We start from the raw sequence: 24,240 nt of genomic DNA, 5'->3' as shown, positions 1-24,240 counted from the left end.
CACCGCGTGCGCACCCCCACCGGGCTGGACGGCGACCCCATCCCGGTCGACCTGGCCGCCAACGCCGCCAGCCTCGGCGCCGACGTCATCCGCGCCGACGACGCCGACGGATTCAGGAAGGCGCTCCGCCAGGCGATCGCGTCGCCCCGCACGACGGTCGTCCACGTTGAGACCGACCCCCTCGCCGCGGGGCCGGGCAGTGACGCGTGGTGGGACGTCCCGGTCGCCGAAGTCTCCGCCCTGGAGAGCACACGGCAGGCACGCGCCCGCTACGACGACGACAAGAAGACTCAGCGCCGTTACCTCTGAAAGGAACCCGATGCGTTCTATCCAGCACTGGATCGGTGGTGTCCCGGTGGGCGGGAGCACCTCGGCGGCCGTCCACGATCCGGCGACGGGCCGGCAGGCGGGCGAGGTCGTCCTCGGGCGGCGCGCCGAGGCGGACCTCGCGGTGGGGACCGCGGCGCGAGCGTTCGAGTCGTGGTCCGAGGTGTCGCTGAGCCGGCGGGCGCGGATCATGTTCGCGCTGCGCGACCTGCTGGAACGGCACGAGGACGAGCTGGCCCGCCTGGTCACCGCCGAGCACGGCAAGGTCCTGGACGACGCGCGCGGAGAGGTCGTGCGGGGCCGGGAGGTCGTCGAGTTCGCCTGCGGGATCGCGCAGGTGCTCAAGGGCGAGTACTCCGACCAGGTGTCGTCCGGGGTCGACGCCTTCTCGTTCCGGCAGCCGCTCGGCGTGTGCGCCGGGATCGTCCCCTTCAACTTCCCGGTGATGGTCCCGCTGTGGATGCACCCGATCGCCATCGCGTGCGGCAACACGTTCGTGCTGAAGCCGAGCGAGCGCGTGCCCTCGGCGTCCAACCTGATCGCCGAGCTGTACGCGCAGGCGGGGCTGCCGGACGGGGTGTTCAACGTGCTGCACGGCGACCGCGAGACCGCCGACGCGCTGATCACGCACCCGGGCGTGGCGGCGGTGTCGTTCGTCGGGTCCACGCCCGTCGCGCGGCACGTCCACGAGGCGGCGAGCGCCGCCGGGAAGCGGGTGCAGGCCCTCGGCGGAGCGAAGAACCACGCGGTGGTCCTGCCCGACGCCGACCTTGACCTGGCCGCGGACCAGATCACGGCGGCGGCGTACGGATCGGCGGGCCAGCGCTGCATGGCGGTCTCCGTCGCGGTCGCCGTCGGGGCCGCCGCGGACCCGCTGATCGATCGGCTCGCCGGCCGGGCTCGCGCGATCAAGGTCGGGCCGGGCGCCGATCCGGCGAGCGAGATGGGGCCGCTGATCAGCGAGGCGGCGCGGCAGCGCGTCACCGGCCATGTCGAGGACGCCGAGCGGGCCGGCGCGAAGCTCGTCGTGGACGGGCGCGGCGCGGCCGGCCCCGGGTTCTTCGTCGGCCCCTGCCTGCTCGACGGTGTCGCCACCGGCATGGCGGCCTACCAGGAGGAGATCTTCGGACCGGTCCTGCTGGTGCTGCGCGCCGAGACCCTCGACGAGGCGATCGCTCTGATCAACGCCAACCCCTACGGCAACGGTACGGCGATCTTCACCTCGTCCGGGGAGGCGGCGCGGCGGTTCCAGCGCGCCGTGCACGTCGGGATGATCGGGGTGAACGTCCCCATCCCGGTGCCGATGGCGTTCTACTCCTTCGGCGGCTGGAAGGCGTCCCTGTTCGGTGACACCCACGTCCACGGGGCCGAAGGGGTGCGCTTCTACACACGCGCCAAGGCCGTCACGTCCCGGTGGCCCGCCCCCGCCGTGGCCGACGGGGCGTCCTCAATGGCCTTCCCCACGGCCCGCTGAGGATCCGCGCAGGGTCGTGAGCGCCTCGTCGAGGGACAGGACGTCCGCGTACTTGGCGCCCAGGTCCAGCAGGTTCGCCTCGTGCAGGCGGCGGTCCCGGTCGCCGCAGGCCTCGTCCACCACCGGCGGGCGGAACCCGTGCTGCAGCGCGTCGGTCGCGGTGGCGCGGATGCAGCCGCTCGTGGTGAGCCCGCAGATCAGCACGGTGTCGATGCCGGACGCGGTCAGGGTGGCCGCCAGGGACGTGCCGTGGAACGCGCTGGCGTACTGCTTGGTGACCACGGTCTCGCCGGGACGGGGAGGCCGCCCCCTCGGCGAAGTCGCCGAGGGGGCTGCCTTCCTCGAACACGCGGAGCGCGGGGATCTTGCGGCGGAACAGGCCGCCGTCCGCGCCGCCCGGCTGGTGACTCACCCGGGTGAACAGCAAGGGCAGCCCGGCCGCCCGGCCCGCGTCGACCAGGGTCGCGGCGGCGGCCACCGCGTCCTCGACCGGGGCGCGCAGCGGTGACCGTCCGCCAGGTAGGCGCGGACGAGGTCCACGGCCAGCACCGACGGCGACCGGCCGCAGCCGAGGCCGCCGCCGAACCCCGAGGCGCGGTAGCCGGCGGCGAGGTCGTCGCTCACCGGCGGTCCCGCAGCGCGGCGGCCGACCGGACGCCGACCGGCGGTCGTGGTGCGGGGAGGCCCGTCTCCTCCTCGCAGCGTTGATCGAACTTTCTGGGGCGCAGACCCCCGGCTTCAGCCGTGGGGGTAGCCCATCCGTCTCGACTCCCGGACATTAGGTAGCCCCTAGCTTTGTAGTCTTCGTGTGGCTGTAACCGTGCGGGCGAACCAGACCGCCCCCGTCACCTCGCCGGCCGGGCCGGACAGCAGCAGCGACAGCGGCGCGTCGATCCCGCTTCCGCTCAGCGACCGGTCCAGGTTGCCCACGTAGCGGGACACCTCGGGCTGGACGTAGCTGTTCGCCACGGTGGTGACGGTGCGCTCGTACTCCCGCATCTCCCGCATCTCCCGCAACTCCGGCAGGACGTGGCTGGACAGCGACACCGGCACCCCGGGCAGCTCCTCGGCGGCGAGTTCCGCCACCCGCCGCTCGTGCGCGTCGTTCGCGTAGGAGTTGATCGGCGAGACGGTCAGCGCCTCGATGCCGGCCCCGCCGAGCCGCCGCAGCTCCGCACGCGCGCGGTCCTCGTGCATCTCGATCCCGGCGTCCCGGCACACCTTGCGGATGCCGTCGAGCACGCCCTCCGACTGGTCGGCCGGAGTGGACGCCGTCTTGGCGCGGTGGCTGACGCCGGTCCGCTCGTCGACCAGCAGCACGTCGGTGAACGTGCCGCCCACGTCGACGCCCAGTCGATAACCCATCTGCCCTCCCGGTGCCGTGCTCAGATGACGCCGCGCTCCGACAGCGCGGCGATCTCGTCCTCTGGTAGGTCCAGGAGGCCGCCGTAGACCTCCCGGTTGTGCTCGCCGAGCCCGGGGCCGGGCCGGCGGACCGACCCCGGGGTCTCGCTGAGCCTGGGGAACGCGTTGTGCATCGGGAGCTCGCCGAAGTCCGGGTGGACGAGGCGCACGATCGCCTCGCGCGCGGCGAAGTGGGGATCGTCGAACATGTCCTTGGCGGTGTAGATGCGGCCGGCCGGGACGCCGCCGGCGTGCAGCCGCTCCAGCAGGTCCCCGGTCTCGATCCGGGCCGACCAGGCCGAGATGATCTCGTCCAGCTCGGCCATGTTCCGGCCCCGCTCGGCGTGCCCGGCGTACCGGGGGTCGGCGCTCAGTTCGGGCCTGCCCATCGTCCTGGCGAGCCGTCCGAACACGGTGTCCTGGTTGGCGGCGATCAGGATCATCTCGCCCGAAGCGGTCGGGTAGACGTTGCTGGGCGAGACGTTGGGCAGCACGGACCCGGTCCGCTCGCGCTGGTACCCGGCGACCGCCCACTCGGGCAGCAGCGACTCCATCATCGCCAGCACCGCCTCGTAGATCGCCGAGTCGACGACCTGGCCGCGTCCGGTGGCGTTGCGGTGGTGGACGGCGACGAGCGCGCCGATCGCGGCGAACACCGCCGCCAGCGAGTCGCCCAGCGAGATCCCGGCGCGGGCGGGCGCGCCGCCGGGATCGCCGGTCACGTGGCGGATGCCGCCCATCGCCTCGCCGATCGACCCGTACCCCGCCCGGGGCGCGTAGGGGCCGGTCTGCCCGAACCCGGACACGCGCACCAGGACCAGGCCGGGGTTCGTCTGGCGGAGCCGGTCGAAGTCCATCCCCCAGCGCTCCAGCGTGCCGGGCCGGAAGTTCTCGACCACGATGTCGGCACGCTCGATGATCCGCCGGGCGAGGTCCTGGCCTTCGGGGGTGCGCAGGTCGCAGGTCGCCGACTTCTTGTTGCGGGCGACCACCGGCCACCACAGGGACTTGCCGTGCGGCTTCTCCCGCCCCCACTGGCGCATCGGGTCGCCGGCGCCGGGCGGCTCCAGCTTGATCACTTCCGCGCCGAAGTCGCCGAGCAGCTGGCCGCAGAACGGTCCGGCGAGCAGCTGCCCCATCTCCACGACGCGGAGGTCGGCGAGCGGGCCCCTGGCGTCCGGCGCGGCGCCGACGTGCGTTGACATCTAGCCGGTCCTCGTTTCCGTGTGATCGTTCCGGTCGCTCGGGTCGTCCCGGTCGTCCGGGGTGCGGGCGGCGCGCAGCAGCACCGCCTTCGCGGCGAGCACGTGCGCCCGCGTCACCGACTCGGCCCACGTACCGTCGCCGGCCCGCAGCGCGGCGGCCAGCTCCCGGTGGTGTGCGGAGCTGCGGGCCAGGTCGGCGGGGGAGTAGCGGTGGAAGGTCCGCATCACGAGCGGGAGCCGCACCACCGCGTTGAGCATGGACACGAGCCGGCCGCTGGAGGCGGCGGCGCGGACGATGTCGTGGAACTCGGTGTTGAGGTTCGCGACCCGGTCCAGGTCCTGGCCGGCGCCCGGCGCGACGGCCGCCTCCATCAGGCGGCACAGCTCGTCCATGCGGTCCACGTCCGCGGCGGTGACGCGGGTGGCGGCGCGCCGCGCGGCGGCGCTCTCCAGCAGCATCCGCAGGTCGTAGATCTCCTCCAGGTCCTCGGGCGTCCAGTCCGGGACCCGCGCGCCGCGGTGCGGCAGCACCTCCACCAGGCCCTCGACCTCCAGCCGCCGCAGCGCCTCCCGGACGGGCGTCCTGCTGGCGCCGGTGGTCGCGGCCAGCTCGGCCTCGCCGAGTCGTGCCCCGGGCGGGTGGACGCCGTCCAGGATGTCGGCGCGCAGCCGTGTGTAGACGCGGTCCACGGCACGGACCATCCGTAACCTCCTCCCATGGATTGCATGCAAGATAGGCAGAACGTGAGCCTTGACACAAGAGACTTCCCAGGACAATCCTGAAGTTGACCTCATATTGCATACAAGGGAAGTCCGTGGTCGAACTCATCGAGGTGGCGCCCCGGGACGGGCTGCAGAACGAGTCCGCGATCCTCGCGACCGCCGACAAGGTGCGGCTCATCGAACGCAGCGTCGAGGCGGGACTGCGGCGGATCGAGGCCGTCAGCTTCGTGAACCCGAAGCGGGTCCCGCAGATGGCCGACGCCGAGGCGGTGATGGAACGGCTCCCCCGGCCGGACGGCGTCGGCTACGCGGGGCTCGTCCTCAACCGGCGCGGGCTCGACCGCGCTCTGGCCGCCGGCGTGGACGAGATCAACGTCGTCGTGGTGGCCACCGACGAGTTCAGCCGCCGCAACCAGGGCTGCACGGTCCAGGAGGGCGTCGCCGCCTGGGCCGCCGTCGCCGCGGACGCCCGCGCCGCCGGCGTCCGCCGCACCGTCACGATCGCCGCCGCCTTCGGCTGCCCCTTCGAGGGGGAGGTCCCCGCGGACCGCGTGCTCGACCTGGTCCGGCGGGTCGCCGAGAGCGAACCCGACGAGATCGCCGTGGCCGACACGATCGGTGTCGGCGTCCCCGCCCAGGTCCGCGCGCTGCTGACGGGCGCCGCCGGCATCGCCCCGGGCGTCCCGCTGCGCTGCCACTTCCACAACACCCGCAACACCGGCTACGCCAACGCCCTCACCGCGCTCGACTGCGGTGTGAGCGCCCTGGACGCCAGCGCCGGCGGCTTCGGCGGCTGCCCGTTCGCGCCCGCCGCCACCGGCAACATCGCGACCGAGGACCTGCTGTACGCCCTGGACCGCTCGGGCGTCGACACGGGCGTCCGGATGTCCGCGGTCGCCGAGACGGCGGCCTGGCTCGGCGAACGCCTCGGCAAGCCCGTCCCGGCCCTGCTCGGCCGCGCCGGCCCGTTCCCCGCCGTCCCCTGATCGGCGCCGCGTTCGCGGTCCGCAGTGCGTTCGGGTGCGGCAGGGCCCGCCGGGCACCCGGGCGGATTCAACGGGTCGTTGCAACACAGGTGGTCAACTGGCGGTTGCCAGAAGCTTAGCGAGACGCTGGGCTGGGGTTTCCCAGCCCAGCGTTTTGCGTGGTCGGCTGTTGAGGCGGGCGGCGATCGCGGCGAGGTGTTGGGGGGTGTGGACCGACAGGTCGGTGCCCTTGGGGAAGTACTGGCGGAGCAGCCCGTTGGTGTTCTCGTTCGAGCCCCGCTGCCAAGGCGAGTGCGGGTCGCAGAAGTAGACGGGAAGGTCGGTGGCGAGGCTGAACTGCTGGTGATCAGCCATCTCGGCGCCTTGGTCCCAGGTGAGGGACCGTCTGAGCTCGGCGGGCAGCGTGCGCATGGTGGTAGTGAGGGAGGCGGCGACGGTCTGGGCGTCCCGGCTGCCAGGCAGCGGGACGAGCAGGACGTAGCGGCTGGCGCGCTCGACCAGGGTGCCGATCTGGGACTGGTTGCCCGCTCCGATGATCAGGTCGCCTTCCCAATGGCCGGGGACCGCACGGTCATCGGCCTCGGCCGGCCGGTCCGAGATCATCACCATGGGGCTGGTGAAGCGGGGTTGGCGCTGGTCGGGGCGCCGGTGGGGTTTGCGGACGGTCCGCCCCGTCCGCAGCGCCCTGGTGAGTTCGCGGCGTAGTTCACCGCGGCCCTGGACGTAGAGGGCCTGGTAGATCGTCTCGTGGGACACGTGCATCTCCGGCCGGTCGGGATGGGCCAGCCTCAGCAGGTTGCTGATCTGTTCGGGGCTCCATTCCCGCTCAAGCCCGGCCCGGACCGCTTGCTCGAGCTCCAGGTTGGCCGCGATCTTCCCTTTTTTCGGGCGGGGCCTGCGGGCGTCGGCACGGGCCTGGGCGGCATGCGGCCGGTAGTCGCCGCTGCCGGGGTGACGGTTGCGTTTGATCTCACGGCTGATCGTCGAGGCCGGTCGGCCCAGCTCAACGGCGATCTGCCGGATCGAGATCTTCTCCCGCCGCCGGTCGGCGATCACGATCCGCTCGTCCTCGCTCAAGTACCTGCCCGAACACGACGGCGGCTCCACCGGCGCGTTCGCCGGTGGAGCCGCCTTGTTCCTCCCGGACGCTCTGCGTCCGTTCCGCCATCGCCTGCCGGTCTTCGGGTTCACCCCGACGACCCGGCACGCGGCCTCGTTGCCGTAGCCCTGCCGCACGAGCTCGAAGTATGCCGCCCGCTCAGCAGCCAGCCTCACCGGCCCCTGCGGCGACCGAACCTCACGGATCTCGAAGCCCAACACAACCCCTCATGAACTGAGGTGTTGCATCGACCCCTAGAACCCAAGCCGCATCGGCGGGCCCTGCCGCGTTCCCGCGGCGGCTATGAAGGCCCACGGGGACGGAGAAGGCGGTGCTGCGCCGGGCGTGCGCGGACCTGCTGCGGAGGAGATCGTCAACAGGCCCAAGAGCGCCTACCCGGCCAGCCGGGACCCCGGCTACGTCGAGACGCTGAAGAACCTGGTCATCGAGATGATCGACGAACCGGGCGCCCCTCTCTTCGACCTCTTGGACCGGGTGAGGGTCCGCGACGGCCGGCGCGGTGGCCCGTTCATGGTCACCGCGGCCGACCCGGGACGGGCAGGACGCCGGCGCGGTGATCGCGATCATCGACCCCGAACGGGTGGGCGGCTGTGATGGTCGGCTGAGGGCGGTGCTCGTGGTTTCCCTCAACCGAGTGGCACGATCCGGACACTGAAAGTAGTGGTTTCCACGATGTTGTTCCCCGACTACTCGGCGCACTCTGCGGTGAGCCGAGTCTCGCAGCCGTCCACCAGAAACGGCGGCCGGGAAGACCGTGGAGGGACCTCGATGGCGAGTGAAGGCATATTCCGGTTCATGACCGTTCGGCCGGCGCGCAGGCAGGCGACCCTGGCCGGGATCCCGATCATGGTCGAGTCGTCCGCGCTTCACCGGCGGCTCGCCGAGGCCGCGGCGGCGGGAGCCGACCGGGAGAGGCTCCGCGAGATCGCCGGCGGTCGACCGCGGCCGGACGAGGCCGCGCGCACCGCCGAGCTGGACCTTGCCCCGCTGCGCGCCTGGTTCTACGCCAACGAGAAGAGCACGCTGGCGGAAGCCGACCTGAACGGCTGCGTCTCCCGCGCCTTCGGGCGGTCCTTGGCCGAACTGGTCGACGCCCCGGAGTTCGCCGCTGCCCGGGCCGAGCTGAGCGACCGGCTGCTGGCGGCGGCGCTTCGCGGCGACACCGCGGGGACCGCGGAGCAGGATCTCCTCGACGCCAAGCTGCTCGGGCTGGCCGCCTCCGCCGCGACGGCCGGGCAGGAGCGGTCACTCGGAGAGGTCATGAGCGTTCCGGCATCGCTGCCGGCGTTCTTCGCGCAGCTCCCTGCGGCGCCGGTGTCCCCGCCGGTGGCGCCCGTCCTGGCGGAGCGCGACGAGGAGGCGGGGAACTGGCTGGACGACCTGGGCCGCGCGCACCGTGATCTGCTCAGGCTCGTCCACGACGGCAGGCACCTGGTCTTCTCGTCGGTGACCGCGGCGGCGGTTCCGGGCGCCGCCGCCGAACCCCCGGAGGCGGCGAGTGCCGAGCCGAGGCTCTCCGCCGACGCCGTGGCGGGGCTCAGCGAGGAGACGCGCGGAGTCCTGGACCGGCTGGGGCTGCTCGCCGGCGACCTGCGGCCGTTCCGCGCGATCCCCGCGGTCGAGGCCGAGCTGCACCACGCGGCCGGGCAGGTCGCGGTGGACGTCCGGCCGACCGGGACCCTGGCCTTCGACGGGGGCGAGATCGACCTGCACCGGTTCCACCGGGCCATGAGCGCCCGGGGCGAGGGGCTCGCCGCCGACCCGCCGCCGCCCGCGCCCCAGCACTCCGCCGCCGGCCTGGCCGACCTGCTGGTGGTGCGGCAGAAGATCAAGGCCTACGAACTGGGCGAGTTCGCCCACGTCGAGAACGTCATGACGGGGGAGACCCGGGACCGTTCGACCCGCCGGCTCACCCAGGTGGAGGTGACCACGGAGGACGAGAGGGAGACCGAGACCGAGAAGGAGCGGGACCTGCAGTCCACCGAGCGGGACGAGTTGCAGAACGAGGCGGAGAAGCACGTCAAGAGCCAGCTCGACATCGAGGCCGGGCTCCAGGTGAGCGGCAGCTACGGCCCGGCCGCGTCGTTCTCCTCCAGCGTCAAGGCCGGCAGCTCGACGTCCACCGAGGAGTCCCAGCGCAAGGCCTCGTCCTTCTCGCAGGAGGTCACGCAGCGCACGGCGGAGAAGGTGCGCGAGCGCGTCCGCAGCCTCGTCCGGCGGCGGACGCTGGAGGAGTTCGAGGAGACCAACCGGCACGCCTTCAGCAACGGCATCGCCAAGCACGTCCGCGGCATCTACCGGTGGCTGAACAAGGTCTACGACGCCCAGGTCTTCAACTACGGCCAGCGGTTCATGTTCGACTTCGTGGTGCCCGAACCGGCGGCGTACTACCTCTACGGGCTGGTGGAGAACCCGCCGCAGGACAGCGAGCTGGTGAAGCCGCAGGCGCCGGCCACGCCCGACGGCCAGCCGCTGCGACCGTCCTACCTGACCCGCGGCAACTACACCGACTTCGTCGCCCGGTACCGCGTCGTCAACGCGCCCGCTCCGCCGCCGTCGACCCGTACGGTCACGTTCTCCGACAAGCAGGACGGCACCACCACGACCAACTTCGGCCGCGCAGGCAAGATCGACATACCGGAGGGGTACGCGGCCAAGAGCGTGACGGTACAGGCCACCCACCTGTTCGAGGCCGGCAGCCTGCACAACTTCCACATCGTGATCGGCGGCCAGCTGTACGTCTACACCGACATCTTCGGCGCCAAGAGCGGTACCGCCGGAGCCGAGAAGGAGCTTTCCATCTCGATCGCGGTGACGGCGCTGTGCTGGTCGGTCGGCGTGGACGTGGAGTGCGTCGTCACGCCGGAGGCCGAGGCCCGGTGGCAGCAGTCGGTCTACGACGCCGTCATCGCCGCCTACCAGCAGCAGCTCGCGGAGTACAACGAGAGGGCCGCGCAGCGCGAGCTCCAGCGCAGCACCAACCAGCAGTTCGGCCGCAACCCGCTGGTCAACCGGCGGGTGGAGCGCGACGAGCTGAAGAAGTGGGTCATCATGATGCTGGCCAAGAAGCCCGACCTGAACCTCGACTCCTTCGCTGCGCCGGTGCCCAAGACCCCGCCCGAGCCGGTTCTGGACCTCGACAAGGCCAACGCCAACGGCAAGTTCATCCGGTTCCTGGAGAACGCGTTCGAGTGGCAGAACATGCTCTACGTCTGCTACCCCCACATGTGGGGCCGGCGTGCCCGGTGGATCTCCGCCCTCAACATCACCGACCCGGACGCCGACTTCGCCGCCTTCCTGCGCGCCGGCGCCGCGCGCGTCCAGGTCCCGGTCCGGCCCGGATTCGAGAGCGCCGTCGCCTACTTCGTCTACACCGGCAACATCTGGGACGGCAACGACGTACCGCGGATCAACGACGACCTGTACGTGCCGATCATCGATGAGATCACCGCCAACCTCGGCAAGCTCGACAACGGCGTCCCGTACCCGGTGGGCTCCAAGCCCTGGGAGGTGGTCATCCCCACCGACCTGGTGCTGGTCCAGGACGTCTCGGACGTGCCCCCGCTGCGGGACTCGCTGAAGCCCGGCGCCCCGGTGGCGCTGGCGGACGGGGCGGGCGACGGCAGGGCCGACGCGCCCGCGGACGCGCCCGCCGGGACCGGGCACGGGACCGGCGCAGGGACAGGGCCGGGGCACGGGGACGCGAGCGGCCGATGACCGCCTACCGGCTGCACGCCGACTTCGACCGCGACGGCCGGCTCTCCGCGCGGCCGGGCGAATGGGCGCGGCGGCAGGCGCCGCCGGGGGCGCTGGTCAGCGCCAACCTGGACGACGACGCCCGGCGGCTGCCCACGACGGTCACCCCCGGCGACGCGGTCCGGCTGGACCGCGAGCTGCCGGTGAAGACGGCCGGGGACGACGAACCGGCCGGACTCCTCGTGGAGGAGATCACCGCGGCGCCCGGCCCGCTGTTCGTCGTGCTGCGGGGCGCGGACGCCCTGCGCTGCGCGGTGATCGACGCCACCGGCCGCCGGCTCGCCGGGGCCGGGGCGGGGAACCGGGTCCGCTTCCGGCTGCCGGTCGGCCCGTTCCCCCGCAGACTCGCGCTGGAGGCGGTGGACCTTCCGGCCGCCCCGTCGGCCAACACGGTGCTCTCCGGACCGGCCCCGGGGCTCCCGGACGGCCGGGTCACGGTGTGGCTGGAGCGCGACGACCCGGGCGGCACCGTGGTCGAGGACGAGGTGCTGTTCACCGTGTCCCCGTTCGTCCTCATCGGGAACGCGGGCGCGCTGGAACGGCTCTACATGTGCCAGGTCACTGCGGACGACCCGGCCAGGCCCCTGGACGACAACGGTCCCGCCGTCGCCGAGGTGCAGGCCGCGCTCCAGCCGCTCGGCGTGCCGCTGACCCTCATCCCGATGGAGGTGCACGGCGGCGACAGCTGGATCCAGGACCAGTACCAGCTCGGCTTCACCGAGACCCCGGACGGCCCGCTGCGGGTGCTGCTGCACGCGCCGCGCACCCGATCGGACGCCGCGCAGGGGGTCGTCGCGCCCAACCTGAGCTCGATGGTGGTCGGCCACTTCCCGAGCAGGGGCCTAGGGATCTGCCAGTCGTTCTGGGACCGGGAGCTGACGATCACCTCCCCGGACGGCACGACCGGGCGGCTCGGCTTCCCCGGCAGCGACCGCGCCCTGGTGATCATGATCCGGGTGAAGATGCTGCGGCGGCAGCTGTTCGAGTCGATCGCGCGGATAGGTACCGACGTCGAACTGAACACGACCGTGGCGGTTTTCGGGGACGCGACCGTGGAGTTCTTCCGCGCCCGCAACGAGCTGCCCGCGCTGGCCGGCCGGTTGAAGCAGGTCGCCAGGGCGGCGGCCGAACGTCCGGACTCACCCTGGTACAAGGAGCACGGCAAGCTCGGCCGGCTCGTGCAGAACGCCGAGAAGCAGGTCGAGGACGTCCGGCGGGAGATCCCGGTCCCGCAGGGCGCGCCCCAGCTCCGGCTTCGGCTGCCGGCCGCGGGCAGGCTGCCGCAGCAGGATCTCCTGATGTCCGAGGCGGAGGTGGGACGCCTGGAGAAGCGCCTCCAGCAGTGGCACTCCAGCCACAACTTCGGCGGCAACATCGAGGTGGGGCCGCCGCACGCCAAGGCCCCGGCCGGCGTGGTCGTCGTCGGCAACCAGACCACGCCGCAGCCGGACGGATCCACCGCGACCGACATGGACCCCGAGCTCCTGGCCTTCCTGCGCGGGCAGGCGCAGGGCCGCCAGCGGATGCTGGAGATCGACACCAGCTGGCTCGACGTCGGCCACGTCGACGAGGTGCTGGCGTTCGTCCCCGACCTGCGCGATCCGCAGAGCCAGAAGGGCGCGGTGCTGCGAGCCTCGCCGTTCGTCGCGCTCAGGCTGGTCGAGGCCGCTCGGCGGGAGTTCATGGCGGGCCTGTCGCCGGGCGAGCTGACGCGGTACAAGAACTGGCTGCCCATCCCTGGCGCGCGGCTCACCTACGAGGGCGCGAACCCGGTCACCCATCTGCTCCGCGGCATGCAGTGGCTGCACCAGCACGAGAGGGGACAGCTCCTGCCGATCGAGCCGCCGGAGGTCTACCTGTCGATGGCGGCGCTGTACCGGGTCCTCACCGGCCCGATCCCGAACTCCCCGCTCCCGCTGCCCGACTCTCCCTGGCAGCCGACCACCCCGTCGATACCGGCCGGCATTTCGATCTTCGAGCTCGACTACTTCCGCGACGGCACCAACGAGGACCTGGAGGACCCCGAACCGGCCGGCCCGCGGACGGGCCCGGACGGTGCGTCCGTCCCGGCGAAGGGGCAGCTGACCGAGACCGAGGAGAAGCTCACGACCGAGTACGGCGCGATCCCCATCCTCAAGCTCCCGGTGATCTTCGACGACCGGTCGGCCATCGCCGAGCAGACCGCGGCCTTCACCCCCAACCTGGCGAACCTCCAGGTCGCCGCCCCCTGGCTGCTGGTCCCGCGGCCGCACGGCCCGCGGATGGACGTCGACGCGGCCGTCCGCGTGCTGCGCACGGTGGCCGAGCAGGTCGGGGACGTGAAGGCGTCGCGCTTCACACCGCAGTGGCTGCGCGCCCGTGGACTCGACCGCACGGTCTTCTGGGCGCGGCCCGGCTCGATGGCGGGAGATCTCGCCGGGGACGACGCCGAGAAGCTGACCTCCGCCTTCCGCGACGGCTGGCCCAAGGCGGCCGATCGCGGGGAGATCCGGCAGCAGATCGTCCGGGCCAATCCCGGCGCGTTCGACTCGCGCGGCTTCCTCAGGGGGAGCACCTGGCGGAAGCTGCAGATCCCCGAGCGCAAGGTCGACCTGTTCGAGGCCTGGACCGAGGCCGTCGCCGACCGGATCGGCTACCGGGTGAGCTGGGTGGAGGCCTGGTACTACCACGTGCGCCTGGGCTCCATCCACTGCGGGACCAACGTGCTGCGCACCGCCCCCGCCGGCCTCCGGTGGTGGCGCTGAAACCTGGCGAAGGGCGGGATCAGCCGCCGAGGCCGGGGCGGCCGAACCGCCCGACCGCGCCGCGGTGACGACCCGCCCGTGCCGCGCTCCCGGTCATCCGGCGCGACGGTGGCAGGCGCGGCGGGAGCGCCTCCTTCGGGCGGTGCCGGCTCGCAGCCAGGCGGTGATCCACGCGGCCTCCAGGGCGGCGTCGAGAAGGTAGGTCCAGCGGATCCTGCCCCGGGGCACGTGTACCAGGTCGATGGCGAGGAGGGTCGCCGCGGTCCCCAGCCCCGTCCGGCGAGCCTGGAGGAGTCCGGCCGGCGACGGCTCGGCGCGAAGTTGGGTACAGCCGGCGGAGACGAGCAGCCCGGCGACGGTCTGCTGGAGCCACCTGTCCTGCTTCGGCCCGAAGATCCCTTCGAAGCTGCGCCTGCTCACCAGAGGCCATGCTCCGCCCACCACGTTGAAGACGCCCTGGGCGCGTGCGAGGACCTCGGGGTCGCGAAGCGCCTCCGCCCGCGTTCGTTCTCCAGTTCCCATGTTCACCTTCCGGTGTCCTCGGCCTTACCGCCTGCCGATGGCCTTGCGGATCGTGCACGGCCAGCAACCGGCGCAGCCGGTTGAAGGCGGCGGCCCGCTCGTCCCCGGTGGCGGCCTCGACCTGGTCGAACAGGTGCCGGATCTCCGTGCGCTGCCTCAGCAGGAGATCGACGACGTCGTCGGGCGCGGCCTCCGAGCGCTCACTCATCTTCCCCCCGAAGAGTCCGAGCGTTGGGGTGCTCCTGCCCCACCTGCGTCGTCGAAACATCGCCCTCGGCACGTCGACCGCCGTCTCCCGCGTGCGGCTAGGGGACGAGGGTGGGCGGGGGCGGAGTCCACCGCGCATTCCTCGAGGGCACCCCGAAGTCGGATTTGAGCTCCTGGGGGATGGCGTAGTGCATGACGCGGCCCCGCGTCAGAGAGGACAGTTCGAGCATGGTGACCAGGTGCCCGAGCCGGTCGGAGATCTGCTCGGCCCACGGCCCGCGGTCCTCGACCCACTCCAGGGCGCCCAGCAGGGCCGGAGCGATCCTGATGAGGGAGTCGAACCGCGTGCGGGGGACCTGGAGCCAGTCCGCGGACGTGTCGCCGATGAGGTAGCGGATGAGGGCGGGCACGACCGGGTCGAGCAGCGTCCCGGGCACGACCTCCTCGTACAGGTCGATCAGCTGCCGGGTCAGGTGCACCCCCTCGGGGGAGGGGCCCATGTGGCGCACCATGTACCGGTCGGAGAACTCCCTGGCCGCCTGCAGGTCCGGGGGGATGGTGTCGGGCTCGATGCCGAGGATGACGCCGACGACGCGCCAGGCGTAGTAGTAGGCGTCCGCGCCCTCGGCGGTCATGTGGACGCCCATGCGGTGCAGGGCGTCCAGGACCTGGATGCTGAACATCATCAGCCCGCCGAGCATGTCCTCCTGGCAGATCGCGACGGGCTCGGGCCAGCGGCCCTGCTCCTTCAGGTGCCGGCGGATGGAGGCGTGCAGCAGCCGGACCTTCTGCGCCGCCGGAAGGAACCGCCCGCCGGCCTGGAACGCCTCGGGCTGCATGAGGTAGACGGTGAACTGCCCGGTCTCGGCCATCCGGCGCGAGGGGTAGGCCAGCGAGTGCGTGGCCGACAGCAGCTTGGCCACGTGCGGGACGACGTAGCAGGCCGGCATCGCCGCGAACGACAGGGCGGTGGAGACGTGCACGTCGTTGTCGAGGAAGAACCGCCGCGCCTGTTCCATGACGCCCCAGTCGATCCAGTCCGGCGGGGTCGCGGTCGCCCGGAGGTAGTCGCGCGCCGCCTCGGGCAGGGCGTCGGGAAGGGCCTGGCCGGAGGTCGTGAACCAGCGCATGAGGGTGTTGTACTTGCCCACCTGCCCGGTGCTGAACAGGGCCTCGACGGTCGCGTCGGCGAGCGGGTCGCCCTGCAGCCGCAGAGCGTCCATGTACTGGTCGGTGTAGTCAGTCATCGGCGGTCACCTCGCAGATCAGTCGGGCCAGGGCGGCGGCGGCGTCCGGCCGGGTGCCGGCGAGGGCCGCGTGCGCGGCGTGCGCGCGTTCGTCGATCATCTGCCGGACGCGGGCCGGCGCCCGGGCGCGCAGCATGATCTCCCGTATCTCGGCGGCGCCGGCCGGGGTGAGCGGTCCGTCCAGCAGGTCCCGCAGGCGCCGGCGGTCGGGCTCGACGGCTTCGGTCAGGGCCAGCGCGAGCAGGGCGGTGGGCTTGCGGCCCGCCAGGTCGTCCAGGAGCGACTTGCCGGTCCGGCACGGGTCGCCGAACACGCCCCACAGGTCGTCCCGCAACTGGAAGGCCTCACCCAGCGGACGGGCGTAGGCGGCCAGCGCGTCCAGTGTCGGCGCGGCCGCCCCGCCGAGCACCGCGCCGATCCGCAGGGGCCCCTCGACGGTGTAGGAGCCGGTCTTGAAGCGCACGATCGTCAACGAGCGGGCCACGTCCGGCGCCGCCCCGGTCCGCAGGATCTCCAGGCACTCGCCCGCCACCAGTTCGCGGCCCATCGCCGTCCACAGCGGCACGGCCCGGCCGAGGAAGGTCCGCGGCAGGCCCGAGGTGTGGAACAGCTGCGCGGACCACGCCACCAGCAGGTCGCCGACCATGATGGCGAGGGCGTCGCCGAGCCTCTCGTGCGCGCTCGGCCGCCCGCGACGCATCGGGCTGCGGTCGATGACGTCGTCGTGGACGATCGCCGCGGCGTGCACGAGTTCCAGCGCCGCCGCCGCTCGGACGATGGCGTCGGTGTCCGGCTGCCCCGCGGCGCGCCACCCCCAGTAGCAGAACACCGGGCGGATCCGCTTGCCGCCGTCGACCGAGATCCGCAACTGGTCGGCCACGGGCGCCAGCTCGCCGTCCAGGGCCAGCAGCTCGGCGACCTCCGCTTCGACGAACTCCTCCAGCGCCCGGTCGACCCGGGTCCGGAGGTCAGCCATCGTGGGGGCGTGCGGCGGCCTGCCGGGCCAGGACCTCCATGTGCGCCTCCGGCGCCGCGCCGCTGCGCCGCAGCGCCAGCTCACCGCGTGCGCGAAGCTCCTGCCGCACCTCGGCCGGACCGGGCATGCGCCGGGTCAGGACCCGCAGCCCCTCCGCCACCACATCGGCGACCCCGGCCGCCAGGCAGAGCACTTCGTTCCGCGAACCGGCTCTTCCGTCAGACTGCGCCATTGTCACCTTCCGCTCCTTGAAGTCACAGTAAGTGATATCAGGAAAGCGGTGGGTCACCGCCGAAACGGGGTGACAGGACTGCATCGCCGCTGCACGACGGAATAGTCACTCCGAGACCGTTGCGGCGGGGTCGCGGAGGCCGCGCCACGGGAACCGTCCGAGGAGGCCATGGCGGCGCACCAGCATGGACGGACACCGTCTGGTTATGAGTGACCAGGTGACGTCCTTGAGGAGTAGACCTGGTGGTCGCGCAGGGGGCCGACGGTCAGGCCGGTGGCGCGACAGGTCGCCACCACGCCGGGGAGGGCGCCGAGGGACGCTCTCCATGCGCCCGGCGCCGAGGTGGCGTCGCTGTCGTGCAGAAGCAGCGTCGCGCCGCCCTCCAGGCCCGGGGAGAGCGCGGCCAGTACGGAACGGGGCGTCGCGGAGGCCGTCCAGTCCCTGCCCCAAGCCGTCCACAGGACGGGCCGCAGGTTGTCGCGACGGGCCGCGAAGAGGGCTTCGGCACTGAGCACGCCGTACGGCGGGCGATACCAGGAGGGGGTAGTGCCGCAGACGTCCTCGATGAGACGGACGGTGCGGCGCACTTCGGCGGAGACACGGCCGGGGCGGGTCTTCAGGGCGTTGTCGTGGTGCCATCCATGGACGGCGATCTCGTGACCGTCGGCGACGATGCGCCGGCCCAGGTGCGGGCTGCGCTGGAGCATGGCGCCGAGGACGAAGAAGGTCGCATGACAGCCGAGACGGGCCAGCTCGTCCAGGAAGAAGGGCGTGGAGCGGGCATCGGGCCCGTCGTCCAGGGTGAGCGCGACATGGCGGGCCCCGCCGCGGCCGGCGAGACGGGGAGTCAGGCGGCGGACGGGCGGAAGGCAGGTCGCGGCAGGCAGGGCGTGCGCCAGGAGGACCCCGGCGAGACCCCGCGTCAGATGCGACATGGGACCAGTCTCACAGGGGGATCGACCGCATGGGCAAACGACTCCTCATCCTCACGGCGGCCATGGGGGCAGGTCACGACGCCGTCGCCGGGGAGTTGGCGCGACGGATCGCGCCGTGGGGCGTGGAGGTGTGCGTCGTCGACGTGCTGGACCTGGCCCCGCTGCGCCTCGGGGCCGGGCTCAGGCGGATGTACGGGGCGATGCTCCGCGGGGCGCCATGGCTGTACGAGTGGATCTACCAGGTGTTCTTCGTGGCGCCGCACCCGCCGCCCGCGTCGCCGCTCACGGTGCTGATCGCCAGGAGGCTGGAGCGGCGGACGTCGGAGCCGCCGCCGGACGTGGTGGTGTCGACCTTCCATGTCGCGGCGCAGGTCGCGGGGTGGCTGCGCCTGCGGGGGCGGCTGGAGGCGCCGTCGCTCGTGCTGGTGACCGACTTCGCCGCCCACCGGATGTGGGCGCACCCGGGCAACGACCGCTTCCTGTGCCCGGACGAGACCTCGGCGCGCGCGGTGGCGGAGCGGACGGGACGCCCGGCGAGCCGGGTCGCGCCCGTGGTGCGGCCCGGGTTCCGGCGTGCGGACGACGGCGGACGGCTGCGGGTCGCGGTCGGCGCGCGGCCGGGGGAGCGGATCGTGCTGATCTCCGCGGGGGCCTGGGGCGTCGGCCGGGTGAGCGAGACGGCCCGCGGCCTCGCGGCGTCCGGCCGGTACCTGCCGGTCGTGCTGTGCGGACGGAACCGGCGGCTGCGCGCCCGGATCCGGGCCGGCGGGATCGGGCACGCCCTCGGCTGGCGGGACGACATGCCCGGCCTGATGGCGGGCGCCTACGCGCTGGTCGACAACGCGGCGGGGCAGACGTGCCGGGAGGCGTTCGCGTGCGGGTTGCCGGTGGTCTCCTACCGGCCCATCCCCGGCCACGGACGGGACGGCGCCGAGGCGATGGCGCGGGCGGGCCTGAGCGATCTCGCGCGGTCGCCCGCCGAACTCCTCGAGACGCTGGACGGGCTCGGGAACGAGCGGGTGCGCGTGGCCCGGGCGCGGCGGGTGGACACGCTGTTCGACGCCGCCCGGGCCGAGCACGTCATTCGCGCCGCGCTGGGGTGACGGCGCGCTCGTCGTCCAGCAGTGGGGACCGGGCGATGGCGCCGCTGCCGAGCAGGATCAGCACGACGCTCAGGATCTCCGCGGCGATCCACGGACCGGTCCGGATGCTCTCGCCGAAGAGGCCGACGCCCAGCGCGATGCTGGCGACGGGGTCCGTGACCGTCAGGGCGGGCTGCACCGCCACCAGGCTGCCGCTCTGCAGCGCGTTCTGGAGCATGAACAGGCTCGCGACCCCTGCCACGGCCATCGCGTAGAGTTCCCAGGTCGTCAGGGCGGCGACGAAGCCGCCGGAGAAGGCGCGCGTGGCCGTCCGCATGAACGCGGCCGTCAGCGCGAAGCCCAGGGACGTCGTCACGCCCAGCAGCACGCCGCGGATCGGTCCGCGGACGGACCAGGCCACCGCCACCAGGGCGGCGGCGCAGCCCGCCGTGGCGGCCGTCGCGATGATCCACTCGCCGGGGCCCGGCGCGCCCAGGCCTTCGCTCGGAGCGGCGGCGACGAGCAGCCCGGCCAGGCCCACGGTGAGGACGGTGACTCCCGTCCACGGCACCTGGCGCAGCCCGCGCGGCGGCAGCAGGGCGATGAGGATCATGGTGAACGGCAGTTCGGAGGCCAGCAGCGGCTGGACCAGCGCCAGGCCCGCCATCGACAGCGCCGCGGCCTGCAGGGCGAACGCGGCGATGAGCGCGCCCACCCCGCCGAGCCAGAGCGGCTGCCGCAGCAGGTCGACGATGAGGGACGGCTTGAAGGCGTCGGCTTCGGGGGCGGTCCGGGCGGCCCGGCGCTGGAGCACCGACGCCAGGGCGTTGGCCGCGCCGCCCAGCAGGCCCAGGATGACGGCGATCATCGGCCACCGCCCCGCGACTCCATCTCGCCCGGCTTGCCGAGGTACGGCGACCGGCCGAGGACGACGATGCCCGCCACCATGCCCGCCAGACCCAGCGCCTCCAGGGCCAGGTCACGGGTGGACAGCCGGATCCCCTCGCCGAAGACCGCGACGCCCAGCGCTATCCCGGTCAGCGGCTCGGCCGCCGTGCTGGCGGGCAGCGAGATGCGCAGCGGCGCCGCGTCGAAGGCGCTCTGGGCGAAGAGCAGCGCGAGCGCCCCGACGAACACCAGGCCGTAGGGCTGCCACGTCCTGAACGCGTCGGCGACGCCCCGGTCGAACAGCAGCACGACGCTGCGGGTCAGCGTGTCCTGGAGGCCGTAGAGGAGTCCGGCGGCCGAGGCGAGCAGCATCGCGCGGACGCGCAGGTCCCGGTGGCCTCCTCCCACCGCGACCAGCACGGCGAGGCCCAGCACGACCGCCCCGCTCACCCAGCGGAGGGACAGCGCGCCGGGCGGCGCGCCTCCGTGCGGCTGCCCGATGCCGAGGAACAGCGCGACTCCGCCGGTCAGCATCAGCGACCCCAGCAGTGCCCTGACGCCGAACGGCTCCCGGTAGATCACATGCGCGGCGATCAGGGCGAAGACGAGGTTGACGGTGAGCACCGGTGTGGCCTGGGCGACGCCGACGAGGTCCAGCGCGAACGCGAAGACGAGCTGGCCGGCGATCATCAGGGCGATCCCGGCCAGCCACAGCCGGCTGTGCAGCAGGTCCAGCAGCAGGCTCGGATGCAGGATCCGTCCCAACGGCTCCTGGAAGGCCGCGTGCTGCTGCGCCACGAAGCCCAGACCGATGAGGCAGGCCGCCACCACCGCGACGGCCATCCCGAGAAGGCTCATCCTGATTCACGATTTCCCCCGTCGTGACTCTCGCGCCGATCTCCTACCCGGCTCCGGATGCCCGAATCCGCCTCCCAGGTCCGGCCGAAAACAGCCGGGGCGGCTTCGTCGGTGACTGTGGGGACGCTCACCCGCGGTACCGCCGCAGTCGCGCCGCAGCACATGGCGAAGATCGTCCAGCGGCTCCGCAGGGACGGGTTCGTCAGTACGACCCGCGGCCGCGGTGGCGGCGTCGTCCTCGCCGGCGGGGTGACCGACCTCCCGGTCGGCGAGATCGTCCGGGTGCTGGAAGGACCCGGCGAAGCGGTCGAATGCGAAAGCCCGCCCTGCCCGCTGCGCGGCGGCTGCCGCCTGCGCGGGGCGCTGCGGGAGGCGCAGGAGGCCTTCCTGGCTTCGCTGAACCAGGTGCGACTGCGTGAGCTGGTGGCCGATCCGACCGGACCGGTCCTGCTCCGTCCCGGCCGTGGCGCGTCACCGAGCGGCGGGACGAGGCCGAGGACACCGTCTCCCTCGTCCTCGCCCACGCCGACGGAGGCACGGTGTCCGCGCACCGGCCGGGCCAGTACGTCTCCGTCGCGGTCACGCTGCCGGACGGGTTGCGCCAGCCCCGCCAGTACACGCTCTCGCGGACGACCGGGGACACCGTCCAGATCACACTGCGGCGCGTGCGGGGCGGCGCCACCGCCCCCGACGGCGCCGTCTCGACGTTCCTGTTCGAGAACGTCGCCGTCGGCGACGTCGTGGAGATGTCCCGCCGTTCGGCGACGTGGTGATGGAGGACGACGGCGACCCCCTCGTCCTGATCAGTGCGGGGATCGGCATCACCCCGGTCGCCGCGATGATCGACCACCTGGCGGCCGAGCAGCCGGGCCGCCAAGTCCTAGCCGTGCACGCCGACCGGAGCGCCCGCACCCACGCGCTGCGGCGGCAGATCGCCGAGGCGGGCGCGAGGATGGCCGACTTCCAGCAGCTGACCTGGCACGAGGACACCGGCGGGGACGAGGACCGGGACGCCCGCCCCGGCCGGATCGACGTCACCCGCCTGCCGCTGCCGCGCAAGGCCCGCGTCTTCATGTGCGGGCCGATCCCGTTCATGCGCGAGATCCGGCGTGGACTCGCCGACGCCGGGGTCTCGGACGAACGCGTTCACCACGAGGTCTTCGGCCCAGACCTGTGGACCACGAGCGGCTGAACCTCCGAAGAGTCCGCTCCCGCCCTGTGCCAATGACGCAGGCCCACCACCCGGCCCGCCTGCTCGCCGAACGCGTGGTCACCGGCGACCCCGTCGTCGAGGTGGAGGCGATGAAGAGGGAGCAGCCTCACCCGCCCCACGAACTCTGCATCGGCTCCGCGCTGAACGCCGGCCGCGGCAATCCGTGACCACCGGCCGTAAAGGCAGGAACGACTGCCACACCGGAAACTCATGCCACTGGAGCACCGGCTGCCCGTTGAGGAAATCCTTTTCCGAACAGCTCACGCGCCTTTCTCGCACACCTCGCTCGCCCGCTCCGTTGGATGGCGCGAGTGCACTGTGACCTGGAAGGAATAACCGTGAGTAGCGGAGTGGGCGCACAATGTGCCTACACTCCGAAAGGAAGGGCCTCATGGACCTCCAAATGATCCAGTCGAGCGTCGAGTCCCCGTCCGAGCGCTCCGCCGACGCCGTCTTCACCGGCACCGCGATCTTCGTCGCGCACGGCCAGGTGATCCTCAACGCCACCTCGAACGTGTTCACCGCCGGCACGCGCGTCGTCGCCTCCATCGTCGAGATCGACAACGCCGGCGTCCCCTTCATCGGATCGGCCCGGATGACCATCCACAACGTCCGGCCGTACCAGGGGGGCGTGCAGGTCTGGGCGAACATCGAATGGAACACCAACCTGCGAGTCCGGGTCAGCTACATCTGGGAGACCTGATCCGACTCCGCGTCAGATCCTGTGTACCGGCCGCAGTGCCGGCGCGCATTCTCTGGGAAGGGGTTCCGGTCATGGTTGGAACCCCTTTTCCCGATGCCTCCCGAGACAGATGAGCGCCCCGGCAGATCGTGCCGCCCACTCTCGGGAATTCCGGTCCCGTCGTCCTCCACGCGCAGCACCGCGCCCGGATCGCCGCGACCTCCCGCCGCGTCGACGCTGGACGCTGCGCAGCACCCGGTCGCGGAGTCGTCGCTCCGGTATCTGAGCATGCCGGCGACTTGGCGGCCGTCCCGGAACCCGACCTGCCCGACCCCTGATCATTGGCCGGGTCGCCGCCTGCGGGCCGGCGTCCCTCTCTCCGCCCTCCATCGCTGACTGACCGGCGACACCCCGGTCCCGCCGACCTGAGCCGATCGCTCAGGCCCTGCTGACCACGGTCATGACCATGACGACCGCGGCGGCTCCGCCGAGCATCATGATCGTCGACGGGGACGTGCGGTCCATGATGACTCCGCCGAGCAGGGCGCCGGTCGACAGCGTCGCCTGGAACGAGGCCGTGAACAGTACGGAGGCCGCCTCCGGGGAGTGCGGGGCCGCTCTGGCGAACCAGGTCTGCGAGCAGACTGGAACAGCGCCGTAGCCGGCGCCCCACAGGACGAGCAAGGCGATGGCGCCCAGATCCCATCGCCCCGCGAGAGGAAGCGCCAGGGCGGCGAAGGCGATCAGACCTCCGGCCACGCCGAAGGTGGCGTGCGGATGGCGGGCCAGAGCCGTGCCCGCGAGAAAGTTGCCCAGGACGCCCGCCACGCCGTAGGTCAGCAGGAACACCGTGATCATCCCTGGGGACACGTGCGTCACCCGTTCAAGGAAGGGCGTCACGTAGGTGTAGGTGCCGAAGTGCGCGAGGACGACCAGGACGGTCACCAGGAGCGCGTACCGAGTGTCGAGGCTCCGCATCATGCCGCGGAGCGCGGTCAGGCGGGTGACCCGCTCGGCGGGCAGCGGGGGGAGCAGCACCGCGAGCGCGATGAGCACCGCCACCGACAGCAGGCCCATCACCGCGAAACTGGTCCGCCACCCCGCGAGATCCCCGATCAGCGTCCCCAGCGGCACGCCGAGAACCGATCCCAGCGGGACGGCCGAGAAGATGACCGCCGTCGCCCGGCGCGTCGAGTGCGCCGGGACCAGCCGGCCGGCCAGGCCCGCGCCGATCGACCAGAAGCCGCCGATGACCGCTCCGACGAGGACGCGTGAGACGAGCATCGCCCAGTACGCCGGGGCGGCGGCGGCGATGAAGTTCGCCGACGCCAGCAGGAACATGCAGGCGCACAGCATGAGCCGCCGGTCGATCCGGGCCGTCGCGACGGTGACCGTGGGCGCGGCGGCCGCCGCCAGGTATCCGGGCATGGTCATCATCAGCCCGGCCGTCCCGTCGGAGACGGTGAAGCTGGAGCCGATGGACGTCAGCAGCCCGATCGGCAGGATCTCGGTGGTGACGATCGCGAAGATCCCCATCATCACCGAGAGGACCGCCGGCCAGTTGGTCGCCGCCGACGGCGAAGACGTGGCCGATGTCTCGGCCGAAGTGGTCACTGAGGACATCGATTCCGTCCTGGGAGAAGCAGTGGTCGGGCTCGT

24 protein-coding genes and 2 pseudogenes are annotated in these 24,240 nt (G+C 72.6%); 12 read left to right on the top strand and 14 right to left on the bottom strand.

All coding sequences use genetic code 11. The features are described 5' to 3' along the window. Both CHC11_RS37775 and CHC11_RS37770 read left to right on the top strand, forming a co-directional pair. On the top strand, positions 1 to 309 hold a 309-nt coding region (locus CHC11_RS37775; protein ID WP_245920261.1), incomplete at its 5' end, for a thiamine pyrophosphate-dependent enzyme. Positions 310 to 319: 10 nt separating this feature from the next. After that, positions 320 to 1,801 carry a CoA-acylating methylmalonate-semialdehyde dehydrogenase gene (locus CHC11_RS37770; RefSeq protein ID WP_089316695.1) on the top strand — a complete coding sequence of 494 codons (1,482 nt, stop codon included), beginning with the start codon at positions 320 to 322 and terminating at the stop codon, positions 1,799 to 1,801. On the opposite strand, the pseudogene CHC11_RS42270 reads toward CHC11_RS37770, so the two are convergent. From CHC11_RS42270 to CHC11_RS37750, 5 genes and pseudogenes are all read right to left on the bottom strand, one after another. Next, positions 1,775 to 2,092, bottom strand: a pseudogene (locus tag CHC11_RS42270) (isochorismatase family protein); the annotation flags it as partial. The gene CHC11_RS37770 and the pseudogene CHC11_RS42270 overlap by 27 nt on opposite strands. Positions 2,093 to 2,209: 117 nt before the next feature. Beyond that, on the bottom strand, positions 2,210 to 2,425 hold the full coding sequence (locus CHC11_RS42265; RefSeq protein WP_218826414.1) for a hypothetical protein: 216 nt from the start codon (positions 2,423 to 2,425) through the stop codon (positions 2,210 to 2,212). Between the two features lie 165 nt (positions 2,426 to 2,590). Further along, positions 2,591 to 3,166, bottom strand: coding sequence for a hydantoinase/oxoprolinase N-terminal domain-containing protein (locus tag CHC11_RS37760; RefSeq protein WP_179279204.1), 576 nt, complete (start codon positions 3,164 to 3,166; stop codon positions 2,591 to 2,593). 20 nt (positions 3,167 to 3,186) lie between these two features. After that, positions 3,187 to 4,410 (bottom strand): CaiB/BaiF CoA transferase family protein, encoded by a 1,224-nt coding sequence (locus CHC11_RS37755; protein WP_089316694.1) that lies wholly within the window; start codon positions 4,408 to 4,410, stop codon positions 3,187 to 3,189. Next, the gene (locus tag CHC11_RS37750; protein WP_089316693.1) at positions 4,411 to 5,112 is read right to left on the bottom strand and encodes a GntR family transcriptional regulator; all 702 of its coding nucleotides are present in this window, start codon (positions 5,110 to 5,112) and stop codon (positions 4,411 to 4,413) included. It lies immediately after the preceding gene. A gap of 113 nt (positions 5,113 to 5,225) precedes the next feature. Here CHC11_RS37750 and CHC11_RS37745 point away from each other — a divergent pair, with 113 nt between their 5' ends. Beyond that, entirely contained in the window at positions 5,226 to 6,119 is an 894-nt protein-coding gene (locus CHC11_RS37745; protein ID WP_245920260.1) for a hydroxymethylglutaryl-CoA lyase, read from the top strand. Between the two features lie 93 nt (positions 6,120 to 6,212). Here CHC11_RS37745 and CHC11_RS37740 read toward each other — a convergent pair whose 3' ends face one another. Continuing rightward, positions 6,213 to 7,436, bottom strand: coding sequence for an IS30 family transposase (locus tag CHC11_RS37740; RefSeq protein ID WP_089316706.1), 1,224 nt, complete (start codon positions 7,434 to 7,436; stop codon positions 6,213 to 6,215). Between the two features lie 127 nt (positions 7,437 to 7,563). Between CHC11_RS37740 and CHC11_RS42260 the strand changes: the two genes are divergently transcribed. From CHC11_RS42260 to CHC11_RS37725, 3 genes are all read left to right on the top strand, one after another. Continuing rightward, positions 7,564 to 7,833: a hypothetical protein gene (locus CHC11_RS42260; protein ID WP_218826411.1), complete on the top strand. Its 270-nt coding sequence runs from the start codon at positions 7,564 to 7,566 to the stop codon at positions 7,831 to 7,833. A 201-nt stretch (positions 7,834 to 8,034) separates the two neighbouring features. Next, positions 8,035 to 10,956: a hypothetical protein gene (locus CHC11_RS37730; protein WP_089316692.1), complete on the top strand. Its 2,922-nt coding sequence runs from the start codon at positions 8,035 to 8,037 to the stop codon at positions 10,954 to 10,956. Beyond that, positions 10,953 to 13,739 carry a protein-arginine deiminase family protein gene (locus CHC11_RS37725; protein WP_089316691.1) on the top strand — a complete coding sequence of 929 codons (2,787 nt, stop codon included), beginning with the start codon at positions 10,953 to 10,955 and terminating at the stop codon, positions 13,737 to 13,739. The genes CHC11_RS37730 and CHC11_RS37725 overlap by 4 nt, the downstream gene beginning before the upstream one ends. Positions 13,740 to 13,832: 93 nt before the next feature. On the opposite strand, the gene CHC11_RS37720 is transcribed toward CHC11_RS37725, so the two are convergent. From CHC11_RS37720 to CHC11_RS37700, 5 genes are all read right to left on the bottom strand, one after another. Continuing rightward, complete coding sequence (locus tag CHC11_RS37720; RefSeq protein ID WP_089316690.1) at positions 13,833 to 14,261, bottom strand: hypothetical protein; 429 nt, start codon at positions 14,259 to 14,261, stop codon at positions 13,833 to 13,835. 305 nt (positions 14,262 to 14,566) lie between these two features. After that, positions 14,567 to 15,715 (bottom strand): oxygenase MpaB family protein, encoded by a 1,149-nt coding sequence (locus CHC11_RS37715; protein ID WP_089316689.1) that lies wholly within the window; start codon positions 15,713 to 15,715, stop codon positions 14,567 to 14,569. Continuing rightward, on the bottom strand, positions 15,708 to 16,691 hold the full coding sequence (locus CHC11_RS37710) for a polyprenyl synthetase family protein (RefSeq protein WP_089316688.1): 984 nt from the start codon (positions 16,689 to 16,691) through the stop codon (positions 15,708 to 15,710). Before CHC11_RS37710 ends, CHC11_RS37715 begins: the two co-directional genes overlap by 8 nt. Further along, on the bottom strand, positions 16,684 to 16,923 hold the full coding sequence (locus tag CHC11_RS37705) for a hypothetical protein (protein ID WP_089316687.1): 240 nt from the start codon (positions 16,921 to 16,923) through the stop codon (positions 16,684 to 16,686). Before CHC11_RS37705 ends, CHC11_RS37710 begins: the two co-directional genes overlap by 8 nt. Positions 16,924 to 17,126: 203 nt before the next feature. Next, positions 17,127 to 17,858 carry a polysaccharide deacetylase family protein gene (locus CHC11_RS37700; protein ID WP_089316686.1) on the bottom strand — a complete coding sequence of 244 codons (732 nt, stop codon included), beginning with the start codon at positions 17,856 to 17,858 and terminating at the stop codon, positions 17,127 to 17,129. Between the two features lie 29 nt (positions 17,859 to 17,887). Here CHC11_RS37700 and CHC11_RS37695 point away from each other — a divergent pair, with 29 nt between their 5' ends. Further along, a complete protein-coding gene (locus CHC11_RS37695) occupies positions 17,888 to 18,961 on the top strand; it encodes an MGDG synthase family glycosyltransferase (protein ID WP_089316685.1) in 1,074 nt (357 codons plus the stop codon). Here CHC11_RS37695 and CHC11_RS37690 read toward each other — a convergent pair. After that, positions 18,939 to 19,808 carry a DMT family transporter gene (locus tag CHC11_RS37690; protein ID WP_089316684.1) on the bottom strand — a complete coding sequence of 290 codons (870 nt, stop codon included), beginning with the start codon at positions 19,806 to 19,808 and terminating at the stop codon, positions 18,939 to 18,941. The two genes, CHC11_RS37695 and CHC11_RS37690, sit on opposite strands and share 23 nt — an antisense overlap. Next, entirely contained in the window at positions 19,805 to 20,686 is an 882-nt protein-coding gene (locus tag CHC11_RS37685) for a DMT family transporter (protein ID WP_143227452.1), read from the bottom strand. The genes CHC11_RS37690 and CHC11_RS37685 overlap by 4 nt, the downstream gene beginning before the upstream one ends. A gap of 57 nt (positions 20,687 to 20,743) precedes the next feature. Here CHC11_RS37685 and CHC11_RS43635 point away from each other — a divergent pair. From CHC11_RS43635 to CHC11_RS37665, 5 genes and pseudogenes are all read left to right on the top strand, one after another. Beyond that, a pseudogene (locus CHC11_RS43635) lies at positions 20,744 to 21,106 on the top strand (RrF2 family transcriptional regulator); the annotation flags it as partial. Positions 21,107 to 21,225: 119 nt separating this feature from the next. After that, positions 21,226 to 21,459 carry a ferredoxin reductase domain-containing protein gene (locus CHC11_RS37675; RefSeq protein WP_089316682.1) on the top strand — a complete coding sequence of 78 codons (234 nt, stop codon included), beginning with the start codon at positions 21,226 to 21,228 and terminating at the stop codon, positions 21,457 to 21,459. Beyond that, positions 21,459 to 21,878 carry a ferredoxin reductase domain-containing protein gene (locus CHC11_RS37670; protein WP_089316681.1) on the top strand — a complete coding sequence of 140 codons (420 nt, stop codon included), beginning with the start codon at positions 21,459 to 21,461 and terminating at the stop codon, positions 21,876 to 21,878. The genes CHC11_RS37675 and CHC11_RS37670 overlap by 1 nt, the downstream gene beginning before the upstream one ends. Positions 21,879 to 21,910: 32 nt before the next feature. Next, positions 21,911 to 22,066, top strand: coding sequence for a biotin/lipoyl attachment domain-containing protein (locus CHC11_RS41830; RefSeq protein WP_179279198.1), 156 nt, complete (start codon positions 21,911 to 21,913; stop codon positions 22,064 to 22,066). 224 nt (positions 22,067 to 22,290) lie between these two features. Further along, positions 22,291 to 22,602, top strand: a complete 312-nt coding sequence (locus tag CHC11_RS37665; protein ID WP_143227450.1) for a hypothetical protein — start codon at positions 22,291 to 22,293, stop codon at positions 22,600 to 22,602. Between the two features lie 417 nt (positions 22,603 to 23,019). On the opposite strand, the gene CHC11_RS37660 is transcribed toward CHC11_RS37665, so the two are convergent. Next, positions 23,020 to 24,204 (bottom strand): MFS transporter, encoded by a 1,185-nt coding sequence (locus CHC11_RS37660; protein ID WP_089316679.1) that lies wholly within the window; start codon positions 24,202 to 24,204, stop codon positions 23,020 to 23,022. Positions 24,205 to 24,240: the final 36 nt, after the last annotated feature.

The sequence above is a fragment of the Actinomadura mexicana genome (assembly GCF_900188105.1).
Classification (GTDB): Bacteria; Actinomycetota; Actinomycetes; order Streptosporangiales; family Streptosporangiaceae; genus Spirillospora; species Spirillospora mexicana.
This window is presented reverse-complemented; position numbering and strand designations above follow the sequence as displayed.